The sequence below is a fragment of the Arthrobacter sp. MW3 TE3886 genome, from assembly GCF_041262145.1.
Classification (GTDB): Bacteria; Actinomycetota; Actinomycetes; order Actinomycetales; family Micrococcaceae; genus Arthrobacter.
In genome coordinates, this window is the sequence record NZ_JBGCAN010000001.1 from 746,092 (window position 1) to 766,089 (window position 19,998).

The window sequence follows — 19,998 nt, forward strand, 5'->3', positions numbered from 1 at the left end:
TGCCCAAGACTCAGTGGACGGGATCCGATGTGGGGTAGTTCTCAGCCCGCCACTTGTCCCAGTAATTGCGGACCGCCTCCAGCTGGTGGGCCCCGAGGTCGTAGGTGGAGACGATCGCGAGGGATCCGCCGTCGGGCCGGACGTCGGCGATGGCGGGCTGGTCCGCCACGATCAGCAGGCCGTCCCCGTGCTCGGCGTAGTTGTGGACGGTCAGACCCACCTGGTGGTTGCTGCGGAACCACACTTTGCCGGAGATTTCCTCGCCGGTGGGCAGGGTGAGCGAATACGGGTCCCCCGGCGACGGGACATCGCTGAGCCCCAGTTTCTCTATCGCGGACCCGCCGGAGCCGGGCACGGAGAAGAAGAAAGTCCGGCGCTTGCCGTGCGGGTGCCGTTCCAGGGCGAACCGCAACTGGTGGAGGAACGTCAGCCAGCCCTGGGTGATGTCCTCGTCCCAGGCCGCCCACTCGGAATTGTGGTCGATTGCCGCCCGGGTGACGCTGACCTCCGTGCCCGTGGGGACAGGTTTCAAGGTGAAGACGTCGCCGCCGTCGACCACCAGGGAGGTGTGGTCGGCGCCTTCGACCACATTGGGGCCGAAGTAGATTTCGTTGATTTCGGCCTCTTGGTCATCGGCCACCCAGCCGTGCCATTGGGCGATTTTGGCGGGTTCGCGCAGCATGGTCCAAACTTGCTGCGCGTCGGAATTGATCACAACGCTCAGATTGTTCGTCATGGGGTGAATCTACAACTCCGTGCCCGCCACGGGTAGGGCCCAACGCAAGACCTCAGGCGCGGACTGATTCGAGTTCGTTGCCGATCCGGCGTTCCAGCTCGGCCGCACCAATCGTTTCGGAGCCGCCGTGCGCGCGCAGGAACAGGAGCGCCTCCAGCCGCAGCAGGCGCCAGTCGCGTTCCGCGTCCGGGTTCGCGTTGTCGATCGAGCGGAAGATTTCCTTGTCGTACAGGTTGGGCTCGTTGAGCGAGCGCTGGCGCACTTTGGCGTTGATCCTGGCCTTGAACGGGTCCGTTTCCATGGCCTCGGGCGCCCGGAGCAGTTTCTCGTAGATCCCGGCGCGCTGGTCCTGCCCCAGCTGGCGGCAGATGTAGCTGGAGAGCGCCAGGGCTGCCTCCACCGAAGCCCAGCGGTCGGGGTTGCCGTCGAACGGCAGGACGTTGAGCAGGTCCGCGACCGCCAGGGCGTTGTCGGGGTCCTTGAGGGTGACGAAGAGTTCATGTGCGAGGTCGCTGAGGTCCTTCAGGCAGCTCCCGGACTTGGTGTTGATGCCCTTGGCGAGCCGTTCACTGAGCAGGAGCACTCCGACGGCGCCCGGATGGGCCTCGGCCGCGGCCTCCACCACAGACTCCGGCGTGCCGTCGGGGGCCGGGATGAGTGCCAGGTCCGCTTCGCTGGGTCCGCTCACCGCGGGCGGCGCAACAGGCTGGGGAGGGACGACGACGGCGGCGGCCGCCGTGTTGTCGGGCTCAGTTTTTGCGGACCCAATTGCGTCGGACCCAGTTGTGTCGGAGGCAGCCTCGTCCGGTTCGGGAGACGGGCCGGACGCTGGAAGTTCGGGGGCGCCAGGCGCCGGGGGTTCGGGGGCGACGGGGCCGGGCGCGCCGCCGTCGGAAGCTGGGGTGCCGGGCTCGGCGTCGTCGGTGACGCGGACCAGTGATCCCGCCGCGATCCGCAGCACACCGCCGCCGCTGAGGGTCGCCAAGACCATGGCGGGAGTACCAAAATCGTCGGTTTCGACATCCACGCGATGGATCTCGGCGGAGCGGTTTCCGTCGGGCAGGATCAGGTGGTCGCCGGCCCGCAGAGATCCAGCCTGCTGTTCACTGTAGTTCCGGGAGGCTGGGGGGTGGGTCATCGGGAGTCCTTAAAGTTCTCTTGCGGTCCGCCCAACAGTCTACAAAATCGGGTGCATGAAGTCGGGGACGCCGGGGACGCCGCGAGCGTCCCCGGACGGCCCGGGACCCCAGGGTGCCGGCTAGTTGCCGACTCCCGCGAAAGCCAGCGCCTGCCGGATCAGGGCCCCCCGGCCGCCGCTGAATTCCAGCTGCACGTCCGTGCTCATGACCTCCTGCGGGGTCATCCAGGTCAGCTCGAGGGCGTCCTGCCGCGGGGAGCATTCGCCGGTCACAGGAATGATGTACGCCAGGGCAACGGCGTGCTGGCGGTCGTCCGTGAAGCCGGTATGGGACGGGGACGGGAAGTACTCGGCCACGGTGAACGGCACCGGGCTGACCGGAAGCTGCGGGAAGGCGAGCGGGCCCAGGTCCTTCTCCATGTGGCGGAGCAGCGCGGCGCGGATGGTCTCGCGGTAGAGCACGCGGCCGGAGACCAGGGACCGGACCATGGTGCCGTCCTCGTCGGCCTGCAGGAGGGTGCCGACCTCGTTCACGAATCCGAGGGGGTCCAGCCGGACCGGTACGGCCTCGACGTAGACCATCGGCAGCCTGCCCCGCGCTTCGAACAGGTCGTCGTCGGAGAGCCAGCCGGGATTCGGGTCAGGGGTGCGCACATTCATGGTTAAGTTCTACCCCATCCCGTCCCCGAACCCCGCGCCGTCACTCAGATCGCCAGCACCGATTCCAGCGGCTCGCTGGCGGCAATCCGTGCCAGCAGCGCCGGCTCGGCGGCGTCCGAGGCCAGGGCCTGGCCCAGGACATCGGCTGCCGCCTCCGCGGACAGGACGATCACGCCGTTGTCGTCACCGAGCACCCAGTCGCCCGGATTGACCTGGACGCCGCCGCACCGCACCGGAACATTGACGGCGGAGCCGGCGCTGCGGACCCGCTTCGTGGTCAGGCACGAGGTCCCGCGGGCAAAGACCGGCAGGCCGGTCGCGCGGAGTTCCAGGATGTCGGTGGCCACGCCGTCGACGACGACGCCGGCGGCGCCTTGCGCGGTGGCCGCTGCGGGCGGTGACTGCGCCCACCGGCGCGTGCCGGTGGTCACCGGACATGTCCACCACCAGCACCGCGCCGGGGTACAGCTGCAGCAGGGCACGGTTCATGGCGTAGGCGTCGTGGTCCGCGATGCGAACCGTGACCGCGGGGCCGGCCACCTTGACGCCGTCGAGCAGCGACCGGATGGCAGGCTCCACGAATCCGTCCTCCAGGAAGTGCCCGATCGTGGGATAACTGACGGCGGCGAGCCGCTCGCGGAGCCCGCCGGCAAGCCCGGCGTTCACCGCGTTCACGGAGCGTCCGGCGCCGTGGCGCCGGCAACCACGGCCACGCACTCGATCTCCAGCGCCACGCCCCACAGGCTCACGCAGACGGTGGTCCGCGCCGGCTTGGCCGCGCCAAAGAACTCCGAGTAGACCCGGTTGTAAGCCTCGAGCTGGCTGGGATCCGTGAGGTAGCCGTTGACCTTGACCACGTGCTCCAGGCCGGACCCGGCCGCCTCAAGCACGGACCGGAGGTTGATGATGGTCTGGCGGACCTGGTCCTCGAACGTGTCCGGCTGGTCATCCAGCCCGCTGATCGCGGGGATCTGGCCGGCGGTGAACACAAACCCGTTGGCGACGACCGCCTGGGAGAAGGGGCCGACGGCGGCCGCGCCGCCCGGGATCTGCGCGATCCGGCGGACCGCCCCGTTTACGGGATGAACCGCGGGATCGACAGTGGGGAGCACGGCCTGCGGCGCTGTCATTTGGCGGCCACCGCTTCGGCGGACGGGCCCGTGCTCGCGTCGGTAGCCGCGTCGGTGGGGGCGGAGTCGACGGCGTCAATGTTGCCGTGCCGGGTCTCGGTCAGGACGAACAAGGCGCCGAGCGAGACGAGGGCGGCGGCCATGATGTACCACGCGATGGAGGAACTCTGGTGGGTCATGCCCAGCAGCCAGGTGGTGATGAACGGCGTGGCGGCGCTGCCGAGGAGCCCGGAGAGCATGTAGGCCACGGACAGTCCCGAGTAGCGGACCTTGGAACCGAAGAGCTCGGCGAGGAACGTGGCGATCGGGCCGTAGTTCGCGGCGAAGGCCGTCATCATGGCGAGGTACGCGACGAAGAGCAGCGGCACGGACTTGGTGTCCATGAGCCAGAACATCGGGAACGCCAGGGCTGCCTCGGCGGCAACACCTGCGTAGATGATCGGCTTGCGGCCGTGCTTGTCGGAGAGCCGGCCGAAGAAGGGGATCAGGACAAAGCACAGGGCGCAGGCGGCCAGCACGACCCACAGCATCAGGGCCTCCGAGTGGCCCAGTTCCTTCTTGCCGTAGGAGACGCCGGAGGCGACGAGCAGGGTGAAGGTGCTGCCGGTGGACAGGGTGGCAACGCCGCCGAGGATGACCTGCTTCCAGTACTTGGCCATGAGGGCCGCGAACGGCAGCTTGGCCTTGGCGCCGGCTTCCTTGACCGCCTGGAAGGACGGGGTTTCCTCGATGTGCAGCCGGATGTAGATGCCCACGGCCACGAGCAGCGCGGAGGCCAGGAACGGGATGCGCCAGCCCCAGGCCAGGAGCTCTTCGGTGCTGACGCTCGAGGCGACAATGAGGAACGCCACGTTGGCGATCAGGGTCCCGGCGGGCACGCCCACCTGGACCAGCGAGCCGTAGAACCCGCGCTTGGACGCGGGAGCGTGTTCCACCGTCATCAGGACGGCGCCGCCCCATTCGCCGCCCAGGGCCAGGCCCTGGATGACGCGCAGGAAGAGCAGCAGCAGCGGCGCCATGATCCCGATGCTGTTGTAGTCCGGCAGCAGGCCGATGGCGAACGTGGCGGCGCCCATGGTCAGCAGTGAAATCAGGAGCATGGATTTGCGGCCCAGGCGGTCGCCGAAGTGGCCGAAGATGATGGCGCCGACCATGCGTGCAATGTATGCGGAGGCGAAGGTTCCGAAGGCGAGCATGGTGCCCACGATGGGGTCGAAGCTGGGGAAGAAGATCTTATTGAACACGAGCGCGGACGCTGTGCCGAAAACAAAGAGGTCGTACCACTCGACGGTGGTGCCGATGACGCTGGCAAGGGCGATCTTACGCATCTTGGCCAAGTCCAGACGGGCAGCCGCGTGGGAGGTGGTTTCTACCGATTGAGCCATCAATATCTCCAGATGGGGGTGCGGGGACGAATGTCCAGTGCAAGGTAGTAGCCCACTATTCTGTGTTGGTGATCACAGCTCAATGGCGAAAACCCCACCAAAAAAGGCCCCGCAGTGTGTGTTCACACAACTTTCAGGCCCAGGCAACCACCAGCCGCGCGGCCTGGGCCGGAATGGTCAGGTCGATCCCGGTCAGTTCCTGGAAGCGGTTGAGCCGGTTCAGGATGGTGTTCCGGTGGCAGAACAGCTGTTCCGCCGTGGCCGTGATGTTGCCGGTGGAGAGATAGTGCTGCACCGTTTCCCGGAGGCGCTCCCGTTCCCCGCCGCGGCATTCCTCCATGGCTTCCTCCAGTTGGGCGGCGAGGTCGAGTCCGGCGTCCTGGAGGTTTTGCTGGGCAAACCGGGCCCATGCGGCATCCGCGGACAGGGGACCGGCGTCGCTGGGGCGCAACAGGGCCGCGAGGCTCTCTGCGGTCCGGGCGGCGGCGGGCAGGCCGCGCAGCCCGTGCACCTCCGGGACATAGCCGGATGGAATATCCGCCACGAGCGGCGGCGGCTGGGGCGCGTTCCGCGTGTCCCCGGGCCTCCCCGACGGTGTCCACAACAGGAGCGGCCAGAACAGGTACGTGTTTCCACCGGATTCGTGCAGGAAGATCTTTTGCCGGCGCTGGGCGGCGCCGAACTGGGTTGCGGCCGCACGGAGGCGGGCGCCGGCGTCGCCGCTGGCAGCCACGAGGCCGCAGCGGGCATCCGGCCCGATGCCCAGGGCGGAGCCAACCTGCGCGGACGTCTCGGCCGAGGGCGTGCTCTGGTTGAACAGCCGGGCGATGAATTCGTGCTGGATGCTGGACTCCTCCTGGGCCATGCGCACGCGCTCGGTCAGGTAGCTCATGTGGGTGCGGGTGGCGAACTCGTCGACGACCCGCCAGACCTGGTCCACCCGGGAGGCCAGCAGCCCGGCATCCTCGGGTGCGGCGATCTCCAAGAGGTCTGCCCACAGGATGCTGAAGTCCAGCCGCACCGCCGACGTCAGGGACTCCGGCGGTATCCCGGCCCTCGCCCGTTTGGACCCGAGGTCCGAGGCAAAGGCGAGCAGCCCGTCCCGTGCTGTGTCCGCCGGGCCGCCCCGGAGCCCATGGATGAGCCGGCGGAACGTTTCCCGCGCAGTGTCCCGGATTTCCAAGACAGTCACCTGGCTGTCGCCGTATTCCGGGATTTGCCGGACCCGGGCGGTGAACGCCTGGGCCAGGAGGTCCAGCCGGCCTTCGAGCTGGTCCACCAGCTCACTCCAGCGGAAAGCGTCGCCCGGCGATTCAAAATTGTGCATTCTCACATTCTAGGGTCGACAAAGCGTGGCGCACTGCTAGTTATTTTGGAAAAAGCTACTGGCAGAATGGAATGAAGCACCAGGCGTGAGCCCACTCACACCCGCCGGAAGCGTCGGCTCCCGAATCGTCTCGGCCCGAATCGCCACGGACGGAACTGTCCCCGGATGGGGGTGACCGCACAGGGGCCGCCGTCAAGACCAGTCACATTTCTTTGGAGTAATCATGGCAAGCAGCGCAAGCAACGCCACTACCACCGCCAGTCCGCAGTTGCCCGGGGTTGTCGATGAGAGCGTGGCCAAGAAAGTCGCCCTCGCGGCCCTCGTCGGCACCGCGCTGGAGTGGTACGACTTCTTCCTGTTCACCACCGCCGCGGCGCTCGTCTTCAACGCGCAGTACTTCGTGTCCCAGGACCCCTTCGTCTCGGCCATGAGCTCCTTCGCCACCCTGGCCGTGGGCTTCGTGGCCCGTCCGATCGGCGGCTTCATCTTCGGCGCCCTGGGCGACAAGGTGGGGCGCAAGAAGATCCTGATGGTCACCATCGTGGGCATCGGCCTCGTGACCGGTCTCATCGGCCTGCTGCCGAACTACATGACGATCGGCGTCGCAGCGCCCATCCTGCTGGTCGCGCTGCGCATCCTGCAGGGCCTCGCCGTCGGCGGCGAGTGGAGCGGCGCGGTGATTATCGCCGTCGAAAACGCCCCGGTCGCCAAACGCGCCCGCTACGCCGCCCTCCCGCAGCTCGGCTCGCCGATCGGCACCATCCTGTCCTCCGGCGGGTTCTTCGGAATGCTGTATCTGGTGGGCCAGGCCAACTTCGACGCGTGGGGCTGGCGCATCCCGTTCATCGCGGCGATCCCGCTGCTGGCCGTCTCGATGTGGATCCGCAGCAAGCTCAGCGAGTCCCCGGAGTTCGAAGCACTCATGGAGTCCGGCGAGACCGAGCACGCCCCCATCCGCGGCGTCCTGACGAAGAGCTGGCGCCAGATCCTGGTGGGCATGTGCTCCGCGCTGCTGGGCATCGGCGGTTTCTACCTCATCACCAGCTTCGTGGTCTTCTACGGCACCAAGGTGCTCAAGATGCCCTACGAAACGCTGCTGCTCGGCTCGCTGCTGGCCGCCGTCGTGGAAATCTTCGCGCTGGTCTGGGCCGGACGCATGGGCGAGAAGTTCGGCGCCAGCAAGGTCATCCTCTGGGGCGGCGTCGCCTCCGCCGTCATCGCCGTACCCGTCTTCCTGGCCATCGACACCGCCAACCCCGGCCTGGTCATCCTGGCCATGATCGTCGGAGTGTCCACCCTGTCCGTCCCGTACGCCGTGTCCGGAACGGCCCTGACCGCACTGTTCGCCACGAAGGTCCGGTACACCGGCGTCGCCATCACCTCCAACAGCGCCGGCGTCATCTCCGGCTTCGTGCCGCTGATCGCGACGGCCCTCGTGGCCGCCAACGGCAATTCGTTCTGGCCCGGCGCCATCATCTTGCTGGTGGTCTCCGCGCTGACCGCGCTGTCCGGCCTGTTCCTCCCCGCACTGAGCATCGAAGAAAAGGGAATGAAGCATTGAGCACCACAACCACCGCCGGGCACCTGATTGTTGCCCAGCTGGAACGAGCCGGCATCCAGCGCGTCTACGGCGTACCCGGGGAGAGCTTCCTGGATGTGCTGGACGGACTGCACGGATCCTCCATTGAAACCGTGGTGACCCGCCACGAGGGCGGCGCCGGATTCATGGCCCTCACCGAAGGCCGGCTCACGGAGCTTCCGGGCGTGGCCATGGTGACCCGGGGTCCGGGCGCGGCCAACGCCTTCATCGCCATCCACACCGCGCACCAGGACGCCACCCCGATGATCCTGTTCGTGGGCCTCATCCCGGTCGCGGACCGCGGCCGCGAGTCGTTCCAGGAATTCGACATCAACGCCTGGTTCGGCAGCACCGCCAAGAAGGTCGTGACGCTCGACGACGCCGCCTCCGCCGCCCGCGTGGTGGACGACGCCATCTTCACAGCCCTCAGCGGCCGGCCGGGTCCCGTGGTGATCGGCCTCCCCGAGGACGTGCTGGTCCACGCCATCGAATCCGCCACGGTGGAGCCCCGGACCGTCGCCCGCCCGGCACCTGCAGCAGCCGATCTCGCCGGCCTCGAGAAACGCCTGGCCGCGTCCAGGAAGCCCCTGATCGTGGTGGGCGGCGAAGGCTGGGACCAGGCATCCTCCGACGCGCTGGCCGGCTGGGCCGCCCGCCACGGAGTCCCCGTGCTCGCGGATTTCCGCGCCTACGACGCCGTCCCGCACAACAGCGACGCCTACGCCGGCTACCTCGGCTACGCCCGCAGCGACGCCAACGCCCGCCGCCTCGACGAGGCCGACCTGCTGGTCTTCGTCGGCTGCGTCCGCGCCGACGTGCTCTCCGACGGCTACAAGCGCGGACTGGATGCCGTCACCGTCGTCGTCCACCCCGGCGCCGATCTGCTGGGCCACTTCGGCCGGCTGGACCAGCACATCCCGGCCCACGTCGCGTCCTTCGCCACGGCACTCGCCGCCGCCGATTCCGCGGTGGATCCCGCGGCCGGCTGGCTGGCCGGGGCCCGCGCCGACTACGAGAAGTTTTCCACCGCGCAGCCGGACAGCGGCAACGGAGTGGACTCGAAATATGTGGACCTCGACGTCGTCATGGAAATCCTCAAACAGGAAATGGACGACGACGCCGTCATCACCTACGGGGCCGGGAACCACTCGCTGTGGCCGGCCCGCTACCTGAGGCACAACACCGCGAACTCACTCGCGGCACCCCGCAACGGGGCCATGGGCATGGGGATCCCGGCGGCGGTGGCTGCCTCACTGGCCTACCCCGGCCGGCAGGTGATTTCCATCGCCGGCGACGGCTGCTTCATGATGAACGGCCAGGAAATGGCCACCGCCATGGGCCACGGCGGGAAATTCATCGCCCTCGTGGTGGACAACGGCATCTTCGCCACGATCCGTGAGCACCAGGAAGGCCACTACCCGGGCCGGCCCTCGGGCACCCACATGACCAACCCGGACTTCGCCGCACTGGCCCGGTCCTACGGCGGCTACGGCGAACGCGTCGAGAAGGCAGAGGACTTCGGTGCCGCTTTCCGCCGCGCCGTCGACTCCGGCCTGCCGGCTGTCCTGCACCTGCCGCAGGACCCCGCCACCCGCTCACCCAAGACCGCCAGCAACTGACCGGAGCCCGTCATGATCACCCTGCACAACATCATCAACGGTGAGATCGTCCCAGGCAGTGCCGCCGACGGTTCGGACGCGGCCACCCTGCCGTTCTTCGACCCCGCCACCGGAGTCCAGCTCGGCACCGCCCCGGACAGCGATGCCGCCACCGTGGACCGCGCCTTCCAGGCCGCCCACACCGCCTTCCAGAGCTACAAGCGGACCACCCCGGCCGAACGCCAGGCCATGATGCTCAAACTCGCCGACCTCATCGAGGCCAACGTCGACAGGCTCCTGGACGCCGAGGTGGCCTGCACCGGCAAGCCCCGCCAGATCACCCGCGAGATCGAGATCCTCCGCGGCGCCGACCAGCTGCGCTTCTTCGCCGGCGCCTGCCGCGTGGTGTCCGGGACCGCGCAGACCGAATATGTCCGCGGTTTTTCCTCCACCGTCCGGCGCGAACCCCTCGGCGTGGTCGCCCAGATCACCCCGTGGAACTACCCGTTCATGATGGCCATCTGGAAGATCGGACCTGCGCTCGCCGCCGGCAACACGCTCGTCCTGAAGCCGGCCGACACCACGCCCTGGTCAACCCTGGTGCTGGGCGAGCTGGCACAGGAGGCCTACCCGGCGGGCGTCGTCAACGTCATCTGCGGCGGCCGGGGGACCGGCGCCGCCATGGTGGATCACGAGATCCCGGAAATGGTGTCCATCACCGGCTCCACCCGGGCCGGGGCGCAGGTGATGTCCGCGGCGTCGAAGACCCTCAAGGACGTCCACCTGGAACTCGGCGGCAAGGCGCCGGCAATCGTGTTCGCCGACACCGACATTGACCTGGCCGCCAGGGAGATTGCGCTCGGTGCGTTCTTCAATGCCGGGCAGGACTGCACCGCCGTGACCCGTGTGCTCGTGGAGGAATCCATCCACCAGGAATTCGGTGCCGCGCTCGCCGCAGCGGCCGCAGCGCTGCAGGTCGGCGGCGACGCCGCGGACCTCGGTCCGCTGAACAGCGCCGCCCAGCTGGACCGGGTGGAAGGCTTCATGTCCCGGTTGCCCGCGAACGCCAGGGTCCTGGCCGGAGGCAAGCGGACGGGCGCCGGCTTCCACTTCGAACCCACCGTGATCGACGGCGTGTTCCAGGCCGACGAGGTGGTCTGCGAGGAAATCTTCGGACCCGTCGTCACCATCCAGCCCTTCCGGGACGAGGCCGAAGCCGTGGGGCTCGCCAACGGGACCAAGTACGCGCTGGCCTCCAGCGTCTGGTCCAACAACCACGGAGTGGTCACCCGGGTCTCCAACGAACTGGACTTCGGCGCCGTCTGGATCAATTGCCACCAGGTGATCCCGGCCGAGGCCCCGCACGGAGGTTTCAAGCACTCCGGCACCGGCAAGGACCTCTCCGTCTTCGGCCTGGAGGACTACACCCGGATCAAGTCGGTCACCACCTCCCACCGCTAAAGAACCACGCTAGGTAACCAATGAAACTCGATCTGCTGCTGCGCAACGCGGACATCATCACCATGGACGCCCGCCGCCCGCATGCCACGTCGCTGGGGGTCTGGCAGGGCCGGATTGTGGGCCTCGACGATGACCTGGACGGGCTGGAGGCCGCCGAGGTCCTGGACCTCGGCGGCGCCACCGTGACCCCCGGCTTCATCGACGCCCACTGCCACACCACCTGGTTCGGGCTGGGCCTTGGTGAACTGGACGTCTCCGGGGCGCGCGGACTGAACCAGCTCTACGCCCTGCTGGAGGCCGGCATGGCGGCAGACAGCAATGCAGAGCCAGAGGCACAGGCTGAGGCAGGGGCTGAGCCGGAGCCCGGGGACGGCCAGGCGCCGGGCTGGCTGCTGGCCACCGGCTTCAGCCAGACCCAGCACGGCGGCGAGTTTCCGGACATCACCGTCCTGGACCGGATCACGGGGAGCCGGCCGCTGTTCATACGGCACAACTCCGGCCACATGGCCGTGGTCAACACTGCCGCGCTCCGGCTGGCCGGCGCGGAACCGGCGTCGTTTCCGGATCCCGACGGCGGCGTCATAGTCCGCGACGCCGACGGCCGCCCCACCGGGCTGGTCCAGGAAACCGCGCAACAGCTGATCCAGCAGCTGATCCTGCCGTACCCGTCCGAGGCGATCGAAGCCGCACTGGACCGGGCCACCCGCCACTACGCCGCAGAGGGCATCACGAGCTTCACCGAGGCCGGGATCGGCGGCGGCTGGATCGGCCACAGCCCCGTCGAGCTGGCCGCCTACCAGCGGGCGGCGGCCGCGGGCAGGCTCCACGCCCGGGCGCAGCTGATGCCCGTCCTGGACGTGCTGCACCCGCTCGGCGGGCAGCACCCGCCGGGCACCGCGCCGGCCGGACTGGACCTGGGCATCGCCAGCGGCTTCGGCGGCGACTTCCTGTCCCTGGGCCCGGCGAAGGTGTTCCTGGACGGGTCACTGCTCGGCGAAACAGCGGCGGTCAGCCAGGACTACTGCAGCCACGGCGGGACGGACAACACCGGGAACACCGGCTACTTCCAGGCCGAGCCGGACGCGCTGCGGACAAAGATCGAGGCCGCCTACGCGGCCGGCTGGTCGATCGCGGCGCACGCCATCGGCGACCGCGCCGTTGACCTCGCGATCGACATCATCACCGCCTGCGCCGCCAAATACGGCCCCCGGGCCGTGCCCAACAGGATCGAACATGCCTCGATGACCCGGCCGGAACAGCTGCAACGGCTGGCCGCTGCGGACATCGCCGTCACCCCGCAGGCGAGCTTCTTCGCCGGAGGCGGGGACGGCATGACGCTGTCCCTCGGCCCGGAACGGCTCGGCTGGGCCTACCGGGCGGCGTCGTTCCTGTCCGCCGGGGTGACCCTCGCCGGCAGCTCCGACCGGCCCGTGGCGGACGGAAACGTGCTCCGCGGGATGCAGGCCTTCGTGGACCGGCGCACCGCCTCCGGGGCCGTGTTCGGGAACCCGGACGAGCGGCTGGGCCCGCTCCAGGCCCTGGCGGCCTACACCACCGGCGCCGCAGCAGCCACCGGCGCCTCCGGCGTCAAGGGTTCACTGACCGCCGGGAAGCTCGCCGACTTCGCCGTCCTGTCCGGGTCCCCGCTCACCGCGGCCAGCATCGCCGAACTCCAGGTGCTGGCCACCGCCGTCGGGGGGAACTTCACGTTCCGGAGCCCCGGCCTCACGTCCCCGGTTGCGGTCGATTCGGCCGCAACCGGTCCATTCTTCAGCGCAGCCACCAACCGTTCATAGGGGAACACCGTGACCACTCAGACCTCTTTCAGCACCCGCGACGCCGCGTTCGTGCGGGACTTCCACATCATGAGCGAATTCGGCGCCACCGAGAACGGCGGCGTGGAACGCCAGGCCGCCAGCGTGCCGGACGGCCAGCAGCGGCAATGGCTCACCGGCCTGCTGGAGGCCAACGGCTTCACCGTCCGGTTCGACCGGGCCGGCAACCAGTGGGGCCTGTACGAGGCCGTGCCGGGTGCCCCGTTCGTCGTGGTGGGTTCCCACATGGATTCCCAGCCGACGGCGGGACGCTACGACGGCGCGTACGGCGTGCTCGCCGCAGCCCACGCGGCGTTCCGGCTCGTGGAGCAGTGGGCCGCGGCCGGAGACGCCGGGCAGCCCCGGTTCAACATCGCGGTGGTCAACTGGTTCAACGAGGAGGGCTCCCGCTTCAAGCCGTCCATGATGGGCTCCTCCGTCTACACCGGAAAGCTCGAACTCGAAACCGCGCTGGCCACCACGGACGCGGCCGGAGTCTCGGTCCGCGAGGCACTGGACGCCATCGGCTGCCGGGGCACCTACGAGGGCCCCGAAGCCGCGTACTGCGCCGAAATCCACATTGAACAGGGCCGGAGCATGGAACGCGAAGGCATCACCATCGGCCTGGTGAACTCCAACTGGGCGGCCAATAAATACGAGTTCGTGGTCCACGGCGAGCAGGCCCACACCGGCTCCACCGTGATTGCCGACCGGAAGGACGCACTGCTGGGCGCGTCCATGATGGTGGTCGCCGCCCGGGAACTCGCCGACACCTTCCCCGGCGTGCTGCACACCTCCGTGGGGCAACTGAACGTCTACCCCAACTCGCCCGTGGTGGTGCCGTCCCGGGTGAGCCTGCTGCTGGACCTGCGCAGCGCCGACGAAGCCGTCCTTGCCGAGGCCGACGCCCTGCTGGACGAGCGGATCGCCGGGATCGAACGGCTGGCGAACGTCACAGTGGAGCGCAACCACGCCCACACCTGGCCCGTCACCCCCTACCAGCCCGAGGGCGTGGAACTCGCGGCCAAGGTGGCGGCGGACCTGGGCCTGGCCAACAAGCAGGTCATGACCCTGGCCGGGCACGATTCGACCAACATGAAGGACCTCGTCCCGACGGTCATGCTGTTTGTGCCCAGCGTGGACGGGATCTCCCACAACGAGCACGAATACACCACGGACGAGGACATCGTGGCTGGCCTGGCGATGCTCACCGAGGTAGTGAACCGGCTCTGCAACGGGGCGCTGGAGGACTGACCGAGGACCCGGGGTTCCTCCGCTGCCGCAGCGGCGGAACCCCCAGGCGCCTGACCAGGACCGCCTCAAGCGCCTTCGGGCTTATGCGAGATCCAGAGCATCGCCCCGTGGGGGTTCTCCGGCAGGTCGGCCGCGTCCGGGTTGGCCACGTGCAGGGTCCGCCCGAAGGCCTCTTCCGTCAGGCTGACCCGGTGGCCGGCGGCCGCGAGGCGGTCCCGCAGGCCGGCGAGATCGCCGGTGTATTCAAACCCCAGGCCGGTCCGGGCGGCGCCGCTGGCGGGCCGGACCATCAGCACACCGCCGTTCTTCGCAGTGAAATCCGCCGTTTCGTCATCGTCCGGGGCCGGCCGCAGCCGGGCGCCCATGTTCCGCAGGGTTTGCGCGGCGGCGGCCGCGTCCGGCGTGAACCAGACTTCGACGACGGCGAGGGCAGGATCGGCGTCCGCACACTGCGCGCCGTGGGCGGCCTTGTCCGCGAAGAAAGCGAAGCCGTCCCCGCCCGTGATGCGGCAGGTATCGCCGTGGCGGGCGCTGACCAGCTCGGCCGGGGCGGTCCCGTCCTCCCCGCCGGCGGCGTTGGTGCGGCGTGCGAACTCCGCCAGATCCCCGACCTCGACGCCGAAGTCCGTCTTTCCATCCAGGGCAGTGCCGTCCTGACCGGCTCCGTCCCCGGCATCCGCCCCGGCGGCGACCGCCGCCACCCGGTGCAGCGCGAGGCGGCCCGAGCCGGCGTCGAACTCCTGCCAGTCGCCGTCGTCGACCGTCCGGACCATGCCGAGGGCGGACAGCAGGCCCTCCCACTGGTCCATGCGGGAGGTGTAGTGGATCGGGCGGACGCGCAGCATGGGATCTCCTTGCGAGGGACGGTTTTTGGCTCCTCCTGACATGGTGCCACCAAAGCACCCCTCCGGTCAGCACAGCAGGGCACAATGGGCCCATGGCTGTTGAACTGGAGGAACTGCTGGTGAAGGACGCCGCCGAGTGGCGCGCCTGGCTGGAGCAACACCACGCGCAGAGTCCCGGCGTGTGGCTCGTGCTGCACAAGAAGGGCGGATCGGTGACGGAGCTCGACTACGAGGCCGCGCTGCAGGAGGCGCTGTGTTTCGGCTGGATCGACGGGCAGGGGCGGCGCCGGGACGAGGAAAGCTCGTTCCAGCGGATGACCCGGCGGGGACCCAAGAGCGTGTGGTCGGCCCGGAACGTGGAGCGGATTGACCGCCTGGAGGCGGCGGGGCGGATGGCACCCGCCGGGCAGGCGGCCGTCGCCGCCGCCAAGGCGGACGGGCGCTGGGAGGCCGCCTATTCGGGCTCGGCGACGGCGGAAGTCCCGGATGACCTCGCCGCCGCCATCGCGGCGGACCCGCGGGCGCAGGCGATGTTCGAGGTCCTGACGTCCGTGAACCGGTTTGCCCTGATCTACCGCACCAACTCGGTCAAGCAGGCCTCGACCCGGGAGCGGAAGATCGCCGGGTTCGTGGAGATGCTGGCCCGGTTCGAAACGCCGTACCCACAGACCAGGCGGCCCGGAAAACCGTAGCAGAGAACGGTAGCCGCCCCGGGGCGCATCCCAGAGAATTCCCAGCAGCCCTCCGGGCTGCAGGGAGTTGAAGCTGGAAGGATTGGGCGATGCTCCTTGCCCAGCGTGCCCCGCGACCCACTGCACCCCTGCCGCTGCCGTCCCAGCGGCGGCTCTTCTTCGTGGCTGCGGGCCTGCTGATCGCCGGGGAGGCGATCTTCTGGACCGTGCTCGCCGCCGTGCAGTCGAACAGCGGCCTGGCCGACCTGGACGCGCCGGTACACGACGGACTCGTGGCGTCCCGGAACCCCCTCGCCACCGCCGTCCTGGCGGCCGTGACCACGGTGGCGTCGCCGCTGTGGATGACGGTGATCGGCTGCGCCGTGGCACTGGCCTGGGCGGTCTTCAAGCGTGAAGTCTGGCGTCCCGCCCTGCTGGTCGGCGCCATGGCGGCCACCTTCGCGGTGTCCACGCTGGTGAAGCACGACGTCGGCCGGAGCCGGCCCGCCGCCAGCGGCTTCATGCTGGGACCGGACGACGCCCTGTCCTTTCCCTCCGGCCATACTTTCGGGGCCGGCGTCTTCCTGTGCGTCCTCAGCTACTTGCTGCTGGCGGCCCGCGGCACGCGGACAGGCAAAAGGTCGACGTCGGTGCTCGGCTTCGCGGCAGCGGCTGCCGGGACACTGGTGGTCGCCTTCAGCTGCCTGTACCTGGGGTACCACTGGCTGACCGACGTGCTCGCCTCCATGGGCCTGGCGCTCGCCGTGACCGGCGCCGTCATCCTGGCCGACGGGCTGCGCGCCGCCGCGGCCCCGTCCGGGGAACATCCAGCGGCAGCGGGACCGTCAGAGCCCGACACCCATCGCCTGGGCGATCACCACCGCCGAGGCTGAGGACCACGCCTGCGGGTGACACGACGCCGGATACGGCACCGCGACGCCCGAGTCCTCGGCCCGCACCCCGGCGAACACCTCCGGCAACCGGTGCCCGAAGGAGGCCGCCGCCGCGAGCAGACCGTCGGCGAGGATCCGTGCCTCGGCGATGAAACCGTCGGCCAGGAGGCCGCGGATCGCGATGGCGGTGTCGTGGCTCCAGACCGAGCCGCAGTGGTAGCTGAAGGGCCAGAACCCTGCGGCCCGCCGCGAAATCGTGTGCACGCCGTAACCGGAGAACAGCTCGGGGCTCACCAGCCGGTCCGCGACGATCCGGGCTTCGGCCGCGTCCAGGATGCCCGTGCCCAGCAGGTGCCCCATGTTCGAGCCCGGGATGTCCAGGGGGACCCCGTGCCCGTCCAGGGCCATGGCGGGGAACGGCCCGCCGTCGTCCTCAACCCAGAAGCGCTCCCGGAACCGGAGCCGGAGGGCTGCGGCGAAGTCGCGCAGCGCCTGGGCGCCCGGTTCCCCGAACGCGTCGAACAGGTCGGCCGTTTCCATGGCTGCCTGGTACGCGTAGGCCTGCACCTCGGACAGGGCGATGGGCCCCTCCGCCTGCCGGCCGTCGCGGAACTGCATGGCGTCCCGGGAATCCTTCCAGCCCTGGTTGCTCAGGCCGTGGCCCGTGGAGTCACGGTAGCTGAGGAACCCGCCGTTGCCGGCTGCGCCGTCCGCTGCGTCGTCCGTTCCGGGGGCGCCGGCGGCGAGCAGCCATTCCGCGGCGCGTGCCGCGTTCGGCAGCAGCGACCGGACGGCGTCCTCGTCCCGGCCGGTGCGCCAGAGTTCCCCGAGCAGGCACAGCCACAGCGGGGTGGAATCCACGGCCCCGAAGTACACCGGCGGCAGGCGCAGGTTCTGGCTCTCCAGCACCAGTTCCTTGGACCGCAGCTCGTGCAGGATCTTGCCGGGCTCCTCGGCGGCCGCCGCGTCCGTCCGGGTGCCCTGGAAAGCCGCCAGCGCGCGCAGTGTGCCCGCCGCCAGCCCGTTGTCCGGGCCGCTGTCCAAGGGCAGCAGCAGCCGCGCCGCCCACAGCGAATCCCGCCCGAACAGCGTGAAGTACCACGGCGCCCCGGCGGCGATGAACGGGGCGTCCGGCAGCTGGCGGGTCGCCAGCCGGAGCCCGGCCACGTCATCGAGGGAGTTATCCAGGAGCAGGCCCAGGGCCCCCACCGGCCCGGTCCGCGTGGGCCGGGCCGCGGGCGGACGGGCAGCCACGACGGCGTCCTCATGATCGGTCAGGACGGCCTGCCATTCGGCCTCGAACGGCCGGCCCCGGCCCAGGGTTCCGCGCCAGGCGAGGTGGCCTTCCGGGGTGACGGCGCCGGCGGCCGCGACCGCCAGGGTCTTGCCGCCCTCCTGCCAGCGCAGCGTGGACTCATCGGCAGAGACCGGCCCGGACACGTCACGGAAGCGGCTGAGGCGGATCTGGGCCATGTCGGTGAAGTCGGCGGCGAGCTCGACGTCGACTTCGACGTCGAGGGAATCCAGGGAGGTGCGCAGCTGCAGGGTGTGCCGCACCAGGCCCGGCGTCACGGTCCAGGTCTGGAGGAGCTCGACGGCGGGATCCTCCGTGGGTCCCGGGATGCCCCGGACCAGTCCCCGGACGCGCAGGACGCCGCCGGGCTCCGTCTCGACGGCCGCCGGTTCGGGCTCCAGGCCGTTGACGCGCACGAGCGCCCGGCACAGCATCCGGGTGTCGCCGTGGAGCAGCCCGGTGAACCCGGCCGGCTCAGCAGGGTCGCCGGCGCCGGGCGGTTTGACCTCGCCGGCCAGGCGGCCGTCAGGATCGAGCCACAGCTGGGTGGGGGCGGCAACGGAGCAGTGTTGGCGGTGCAGGCCTGGCTGAACAGTCATCCGCCTACCCTATGCCGGGCACCGGGCGGTCTCAATGCGAGGGGTTAGCGCCAGCCCAGCTGCGGCGCCACATACTTCAGGATCGACTCGATGACGTGGGCGTTGTAGTCGACACCGAGCTGGTTCGGGACCGTGAGCAGCAGGGTGTCTGCCGCGGCGATCGCCTCGTCCTCGGCCAGCTTCGCGGCCAGCTCGTCCGGGGCACCGGCGTAGGAGCGGCCAAAGACCGCGCGCGTTTTCTCGTCGATGTTGCCCACCTGGTCGGAGCTGTGGCGGTCGCGGCCGAAGTAGTGCCAGTCGCGCTCGTCCGTCAGCGCGAAGATGCTGCGGCTGACCGAGACGCGCGGCGCTCGCTCGTGCCCCGCCTCCTTCCAGGCCTGCCGGTAGTGCTCGATTTGCTCGGCCTGCTGGACGTGGAAGGGCTTGCCGGTCTCATCATCCTTCAGCGTGGAGCTCTGCAGGTTCATGCCGAGCTTCGCCGCCCAGATGGCCGTGGCGTTCGAGCCGGAGCCCCACCAGATGCGCTCGCGCAGGCCCTCCGAGTGCGGCTCCACGCGCAGCAGGCCCGGAGGGTTCGGGAACATCGGGCGGGGGCTCGGCGCAGCGAAGCCCTTGCCAGTGAGCACCTCGAGCAGCCGCTCGGTGTGCCTGCGGCCCATGTCGGCGTCCGACTCGCCCTCGGCGGGGGCGAAGCCGAAATGACGCCACCCGTCGATGACCTGCTCGGGTGAACCCCTGCTGATGCCCAGCTGCAGCCGGCCGCCCGAGATCAGGTCGGCCGCGCCGGCGTCCTCCGCCATGTAGAGCGGGTTCTCGTAGCGCATGTCGATCACGCCGGTGCCGATCTCGATGCGGTTTGTCCGGGCCCCGATCGCAGCGAGCAGCGGGAACGGTGAGGCGTATTGCTGCGCGAAGTGGTGGACTCGGAAGTAGGCGCCGTCCGCACCCAGCTCCTCGGCCGCGACCGCGAGGTCGATCGCCTGCAACAGCGCGTCCGACGCGGTGCGCGTGCCGGAATCCGGGTGGTCGGTCCAATGGCCGAAGGACAGGAATCCGATGTTCTTCACACCGGAAACGAACATGGTGGCCGCGGTTCTTATTCCCGCGGGGCCTCAGCCTCGCCCCATCCCGTTTCGGGTACCTTGACCGGGCAGTTTTTCGGGCGGGGCATATTTTCGAGCGGGTCACACGGGAACAGAGAGCCCCTGCATTACGGCTTTCTATGGCTCCCCGCCAGACGACAGGCTCGATCTGAGTTCTTCCGCTTCAGCAGCCAAAGCCAGGCGCTGTTCGCGTGTGAATCTTCTGACTTGCAGGTACAGGGTTCTCCGGCAGGACTGTTCGTCCAGCTCCAAGAGTTCCACCAGACGACGGATCGCTTCGTCTGGGTCCTTTGAGTCCTCGACCACGTGGAAGACTTCCTCCCGCCGATCCATCGCCTTCACGAGGGCGTCCACGAAACTCAGGGTGTCCTCAACACGCCTCCGCTGCTCCGCATCCATGGTGCGATTCTTCCATGCACGGCTATTGCCGGCGGCGGGGACCTCCGAGGGCGGCGCAGCGCACGTGATGTGCAGGCCGATCGACTATCGGACGCACGCTCCGGATGTATGT

Annotated in this window: 18 protein-coding genes and 1 pseudogene; 7 read left to right on the forward strand and 12 right to left on the reverse strand. The window is 69.4% G+C overall.

From position 1 onward, the window contains the following. Positions 1-10 precede the first annotated feature (10 nt). The 8 genes and pseudogenes from ABH915_RS03505 to ABH915_RS03540 form a co-directional block, all read right to left on the reverse strand. Complete coding sequence (locus tag ABH915_RS03505) at positions 11-736, reverse strand: SRPBCC domain-containing protein (protein WP_370117844.1); 726 nt, start codon at positions 734-736, stop codon at positions 11-13. 52 nt (positions 737-788) lie between these two features. Then, entirely contained in the window at positions 789-1,874 is a 1,086-nt protein-coding gene (locus ABH915_RS03510) for a DUF6707 family protein (protein ID WP_370117846.1), read from the reverse strand. Between the two features lie 120 nt (positions 1,875-1,994). Further along, positions 1,995-2,534 carry an NUDIX hydrolase family protein gene (locus tag ABH915_RS03515; RefSeq protein WP_018774344.1) on the reverse strand — a complete coding sequence of 180 codons (540 nt, stop codon included), beginning with the start codon at positions 2,532-2,534 and terminating at the stop codon, positions 1,995-1,997. A 44-nt stretch (positions 2,535-2,578) separates the two neighbouring features. Continuing rightward, the gene (locus ABH915_RS03520) at positions 2,579-2,965 is read right to left on the reverse strand and encodes an RraA family protein (protein WP_370117849.1); all 387 of its coding nucleotides are present in this window, start codon (positions 2,963-2,965) and stop codon (positions 2,579-2,581) included. Positions 2,966-2,981: 16 nt separating this feature from the next. Beyond that, a pseudogene (locus ABH915_RS03525) lies at positions 2,982-3,275 on the reverse strand (hypothetical protein); the annotation flags it as partial. Then, positions 3,206-3,664, reverse strand: a complete 459-nt coding sequence (locus ABH915_RS03530) for a RidA family protein (RefSeq protein WP_370117852.1) — start codon at positions 3,662-3,664, stop codon at positions 3,206-3,208. The gene ABH915_RS03530 and the pseudogene ABH915_RS03525, both read right to left, overlap by 70 nt. Continuing rightward, positions 3,661-5,049, reverse strand: a complete 1,389-nt coding sequence (locus ABH915_RS03535) for an MFS transporter (RefSeq protein WP_370117854.1) — start codon at positions 5,047-5,049, stop codon at positions 3,661-3,663. Before ABH915_RS03535 ends, ABH915_RS03530 begins: the two co-directional genes overlap by 4 nt. Positions 5,050-5,182: 133 nt before the next feature. Then, complete coding sequence (locus ABH915_RS03540; RefSeq protein WP_370117857.1) at positions 5,183-6,376, reverse strand: PucR family transcriptional regulator; 1,194 nt, start codon at positions 6,374-6,376, stop codon at positions 5,183-5,185. A gap of 223 nt (positions 6,377-6,599) precedes the next feature. Between ABH915_RS03540 and ABH915_RS03545 the strand changes: the two genes are divergently transcribed. From ABH915_RS03545 to ABH915_RS03565, 5 genes are read left to right on the forward strand one after another with little or no spacing between them, the layout of a single operon-like run. Next, positions 6,600-7,937 (forward strand): MFS transporter, encoded by a 1,338-nt coding sequence (locus ABH915_RS03545; protein ID WP_370117860.1) that lies wholly within the window; start codon positions 6,600-6,602, stop codon positions 7,935-7,937. Further along, positions 7,934-9,574: a thiamine pyrophosphate-dependent enzyme gene (locus ABH915_RS03550; protein ID WP_370117863.1), complete on the forward strand. Its 1,641-nt coding sequence runs from the start codon at positions 7,934-7,936 to the stop codon at positions 9,572-9,574. The genes ABH915_RS03545 and ABH915_RS03550 overlap by 4 nt, the downstream gene beginning before the upstream one ends. Positions 9,575-9,586: 12 nt before the next feature. After that, entirely contained in the window at positions 9,587-11,014 is a 1,428-nt protein-coding gene (locus ABH915_RS03555) for a gamma-aminobutyraldehyde dehydrogenase (RefSeq protein ID WP_370117865.1), read from the forward strand. A gap of 20 nt (positions 11,015-11,034) precedes the next feature. Continuing rightward, positions 11,035-12,810 carry an amidohydrolase gene (locus ABH915_RS03560; RefSeq protein ID WP_370117867.1) on the forward strand — a complete coding sequence of 592 codons (1,776 nt, stop codon included), beginning with the start codon at positions 11,035-11,037 and terminating at the stop codon, positions 12,808-12,810. 9 nt (positions 12,811-12,819) lie between these two features. Beyond that, complete coding sequence (locus ABH915_RS03565; protein ID WP_370117870.1) at positions 12,820-14,082, forward strand: M20 family metallo-hydrolase; 1,263 nt, start codon at positions 12,820-12,822, stop codon at positions 14,080-14,082. 65 nt (positions 14,083-14,147) lie between these two features. On the opposite strand, the gene ABH915_RS03570 is transcribed toward ABH915_RS03565, so the two are convergent. Continuing rightward, positions 14,148-14,927 (reverse strand): VOC family protein, encoded by a 780-nt coding sequence (locus tag ABH915_RS03570; RefSeq protein WP_370117873.1) that lies wholly within the window; start codon positions 14,925-14,927, stop codon positions 14,148-14,150. A gap of 92 nt (positions 14,928-15,019) precedes the next feature. On the opposite strand from ABH915_RS03570, the gene ABH915_RS03575 reads away from it, so the two are divergent. Both ABH915_RS03575 and ABH915_RS03580 read left to right on the forward strand, forming a co-directional pair. After that, the gene (locus ABH915_RS03575) at positions 15,020-15,619 is read left to right on the forward strand and encodes a YdeI family protein (RefSeq protein WP_370117876.1); all 600 of its coding nucleotides are present in this window, start codon (positions 15,020-15,022) and stop codon (positions 15,617-15,619) included. A gap of 89 nt (positions 15,620-15,708) precedes the next feature. Beyond that, entirely contained in the window at positions 15,709-16,491 is a 783-nt protein-coding gene (locus tag ABH915_RS03580; RefSeq protein ID WP_370117879.1) for a phosphatase PAP2 family protein, read from the forward strand. Here the strand turns inward: ABH915_RS03580 and ABH915_RS03585 are convergent. From ABH915_RS03585 to ABH915_RS03595, 3 genes are all read right to left on the reverse strand, one after another. Next, positions 16,444-18,384, reverse strand: coding sequence for a glycogen debranching N-terminal domain-containing protein (locus ABH915_RS03585; RefSeq protein ID WP_370117882.1), 1,941 nt, complete (start codon positions 18,382-18,384; stop codon positions 16,444-16,446). The genes ABH915_RS03580 and ABH915_RS03585 overlap by 48 nt on opposite strands. Positions 18,385-18,428: 44 nt before the next feature. Further along, the gene (locus ABH915_RS03590) at positions 18,429-19,451 is read right to left on the reverse strand and encodes an LLM class flavin-dependent oxidoreductase (protein ID WP_370124923.1); all 1,023 of its coding nucleotides are present in this window, start codon (positions 19,449-19,451) and stop codon (positions 18,429-18,431) included. 153 nt (positions 19,452-19,604) lie between these two features. Further along, a complete protein-coding gene (locus ABH915_RS03595) occupies positions 19,605-19,886 on the reverse strand; it encodes a DNA gyrase subunit A (RefSeq protein WP_370117885.1) in 282 nt (93 codons plus the stop codon). Positions 19,887-19,998 lie beyond the last annotated feature (112 nt).

Excerpts from the sequence above, each read along its gene's own strand:
- ABH915_RS03510 (WP_370117846.1), bottom strand. The coding sequence starts at position 1,874 with ATGACCCACCCCCCAGCCTCCCGGAACTACAGTGAACAGCAGGCTGGA.
- ABH915_RS03540 (WP_370117857.1), bottom strand. The coding sequence starts at position 6,376 with ATGCACAATTTTGAATCGCCGGGCGACGCTTTCCGCTGGAGTGAGCTG.
- ABH915_RS03555 (WP_370117865.1), top strand. The coding sequence starts at position 9,587 with ATGATCACCCTGCACAACATCATCAACGGTGAGATCGTCCCAGGCAGT.
- ABH915_RS03505 (WP_370117844.1), bottom strand. The coding sequence starts at position 736 with ATGACGAACAATCTGAGCGTTGTGATCAATTCCGACGCGCAGCAAGTT.
- ABH915_RS03530 (WP_370117852.1), bottom strand. The coding sequence starts at position 3,664 with ATGACAGCGCCGCAGGCCGTGCTCCCCACTGTCGATCCCGCGGTTCAT.
- ABH915_RS03575 (WP_370117876.1), top strand. The coding sequence starts at position 15,020 with ATGGCTGTTGAACTGGAGGAACTGCTGGTGAAGGACGCCGCCGAGTGG.
- ABH915_RS03585 (WP_370117882.1), bottom strand. The coding sequence starts at position 18,384 with ATGACTGTTCAGCCAGGCCTGCACCGCCAACACTGCTCCGTTGCCGCC.
- ABH915_RS03515 (WP_018774344.1), bottom strand. The coding sequence starts at position 2,534 with ATGAATGTGCGCACCCCTGACCCGAATCCCGGCTGGCTCTCCGACGAC.
- ABH915_RS03535 (WP_370117854.1), bottom strand. The coding sequence starts at position 5,049 with ATGGCTCAATCGGTAGAAACCACCTCCCACGCGGCTGCCCGTCTGGAC.
- ABH915_RS03570 (WP_370117873.1), bottom strand. The coding sequence starts at position 14,927 with ATGCTGCGCGTCCGCCCGATCCACTACACCTCCCGCATGGACCAGTGG.
- ABH915_RS03545 (WP_370117860.1), top strand. The coding sequence starts at position 6,600 with ATGGCAAGCAGCGCAAGCAACGCCACTACCACCGCCAGTCCGCAGTTG.
- ABH915_RS03560 (WP_370117867.1), top strand. The coding sequence starts at position 11,035 with ATGAAACTCGATCTGCTGCTGCGCAACGCGGACATCATCACCATGGAC.
- ABH915_RS03580 (WP_370117879.1), top strand. The coding sequence starts at position 15,709 with ATGCTCCTTGCCCAGCGTGCCCCGCGACCCACTGCACCCCTGCCGCTG.
- ABH915_RS03595 (WP_370117885.1), bottom strand. The coding sequence starts at position 19,886 with ATGGATGCGGAGCAGCGGAGGCGTGTTGAGGACACCCTGAGTTTCGTG.